General features: G+C 62.0%; 2 protein-coding genes and 1 pseudogene. All 3 read right to left on the bottom strand.

The features are described 5' to 3' along the window. Positions 1-188 (bottom strand): annotated as a pseudogene (locus D9C15_RS33840) (ASCH domain-containing protein); the annotation flags it as partial. A gap of 163 nt (positions 189-351) precedes the next feature. Continuing rightward, positions 352-1,137, bottom strand: a complete 786-nt coding sequence (locus D9C15_RS32985) for a hypothetical protein (protein ID WP_128003689.1) — start codon at positions 1,135-1,137, stop codon at positions 352-354. A 188-nt stretch (positions 1,138-1,325) separates the two neighbouring features. Then, positions 1,326-1,772 (bottom strand): hypothetical protein, encoded by a 447-nt coding sequence (locus D9C15_RS32980; RefSeq protein WP_128003688.1) that lies wholly within the window; start codon positions 1,770-1,772, stop codon positions 1,326-1,328. Positions 1,773-2,272 lie beyond the last annotated feature (500 nt).

Raw genomic sequence — 2,272 nt, 5'->3', positions numbered from 1 at the left:
GCCTCGAACGACCACAGTGACCCCGCCGTAGCTCGCTTGGCGCCGCGAAGTACGAGCTCGGCGAGTTCGTTGGCCAGTGCCTCGCTATCGCCGAAGAAGAAGGCTTCGTAGAAGCGTGAGTCGTCAGCTAGCTTGGTGGTTTGGGCGAACTGAGCCCAGAACGGCAGCAAGTGCGCGGGGACGGACATGCTGGTGGTCGTGCGGCCTAACGTTTGAGCTGAGCGAGCCGCCGCCGGCAAGACACTTGGGCCGCGAGGCGCAGCATAGACCATGGGCGCCTCGCGGCCCAGGTGCCTTGCCGGTGGAGGTCCGCTCGAGCGAAGGGTTAGCCGTCACTCGCGATCGATACCTTCAGTTCGCTGATCTCTTGAGTACCGCTGAATTGGTACCACCAGAGAGGTTCTTGTAGTTCACCCACAGATCGCTTCCAGAGAAGCTGAACACGCAGGTTCCATTGGTACTCTTGTTGCAGAGGTAGGAAAACGAAGAGTCTGTGAACTCAGCCGTCTCTCGGGCGTCAGGCACTGCAACGCGAGCGCTGGAGTAAGAGAAGCGGATTCTGCACTTCCCTTCAGCGTACGTGACCTCGGGAACGCGAAAGCGGACGTCACCAGCTCCGCCCACTGACCAAGTGCCTACCCACTCCCCGTAGAAGGCAGCGCATTCGCTTGGCGTGCTGGGGTCTAGGGGAACCATTGCAACAAGGTCCTTCTTCGGCAGGGCTTGCGGAAGCTTCCCGTCGAGAACTCGTGAAATGGTGACGTCGCGCACCGAGCCACCCTTAGTCGTGAAGGTGCCCTTGAACGTGCCGTTGTCTTGCTCGACGGCCTCAATGAGGCTACTGGCTTGGGTGACTATACGGAGTTGGCGAGTTGAGGGTGTCTTGATGAGGCGCGCTTCGACAGGCGGCAGATTTCCCCCAGACAATCCATAGAGGGCTCCGGTGAGCACGCCGGATTCAGCGGCAGTCGGTTCGGGGATGATTAACGTCCGCGTGTTCGACTCACCTGAGACAGTGACGAGCCAAGTGCCTGCTACGGATGCGTTCGACGCGGTCGGTTGCGCGTGCGCACACGTCGGACCTGCCACCGCGGCGACAAGAGCCAGCGCCAGTGAAAGCAGTCGGGCGGGACTCATTGAAGTTCCTCCTCGCGGCGGCGGCAATGCCGTGGTGACTGTGACGGCTAACGTTTGAGCTGAGGGGCCGTAGCCGGGAGGGCACTTGGCCCGCGAGGCGGATGATAAGAATGACTGCCTCGCGGGCCAAGTGCCTTGCCGGCGGAGGTCCCTCTCGAGCGAAGGGTTAGGCCTCGTCGCTGGAGCCGTTACTGCGAAGAGAACCTGTACAAACCGGACCGCGCCTGCCAACCGGATTGGAATTGCGTACCAAACACAGCGGCCTCGCCTTCGATGAAGAAGGCTCCACTGAATACACCGGTGCCAGTTGCCTTCCATTCGCCCCGCGCATTGTGATGGCGGTGGCCGAAGTAGGTGTAGACGGAGAAGTAGTCCGCAGCGCGACCGCTCATGGGGACGGACATGTAGCCCGGCTGCTCGGCGCGCGACGGCTCGGACCTGTCCGAACTCGTGATCTCCCCTGTGACAGTCTCGCTCGGCAGGGCCAAGCGAACACGCCATCGGTCGGCGCCAACTAGCTCGACCTGGATATCCACGAACTCTGCCATCGGGTCCGTTTCCAGTACTGCGGCCCGGCTCTTGATGGCGGGCGAGTACCAACTGCCGACTTGGACCCATGCGTTCTTGCCGCGCATTCGCGCATGCCGAGGTCCTTCTGCAGCCGCCCACCAGAACGCCAGTAGCAGAGGAGGCTCTGCTTCCACGGTCGCGCCGTCTACCGAAAGTCTTCCCGCGGAGACGAAGCAGAGGGTACCTATCGCATACTCGCCAAGCGCCGGGTTCTTCAGAAGTAGCGCCGCGAGTGCCCGATCCTTGCTGGCTGAGCGAGTTGCGGTAGTCAGTCTGTATCCTGCAGGAAGCCTCGCGGCCACTGCAATCGGATCGAAGAGATGATCCCGGCATATTTCAGCACTGACGTCGCGTGTCTCGGAGGTGCTGACCGAGCCGGCTGGAAGCTCACCAAAGGCCGGTTCCGATGCGCTGACTAAGGACGCATAGGCAAGCAGGGCAGCGGCTGCTATGGGGCGATGGGGTTGCATTTTCGACGTCGGTAGTGATCAACCGTCCGTACGCGAGGCCTAACGTTTGAGCTGAGCGGACGCCACCGGCGTGGCGCTTGGGCCGCGAGGCCGAT

It is taken from the genome of Piscinibacter defluvii, assembly GCF_004011805.1.
Lineage (GTDB): Bacteria > Pseudomonadota > Gammaproteobacteria > Burkholderiales > Burkholderiaceae_C > Piscinibacter > Piscinibacter defluvii.
Note: the sequence above shows the minus strand (reverse complement) of the source record. Positions and strands in the feature narration are given on the sequence as shown.

Coding starts and splice junctions, on each gene's coding strand:
- D9C15_RS32980 (WP_128003688.1), bottom strand. CDS start 1,772: ATGCGCGGCAAGAACGCATGGGTCCAAGTCGGCAGTTGGTACTCGCCC.
- D9C15_RS32985 (WP_128003689.1), bottom strand. CDS start 1,137: ATGAGTCCCGCCCGACTGCTTTCACTGGCGCTGGCTCTTGTCGCCGCG.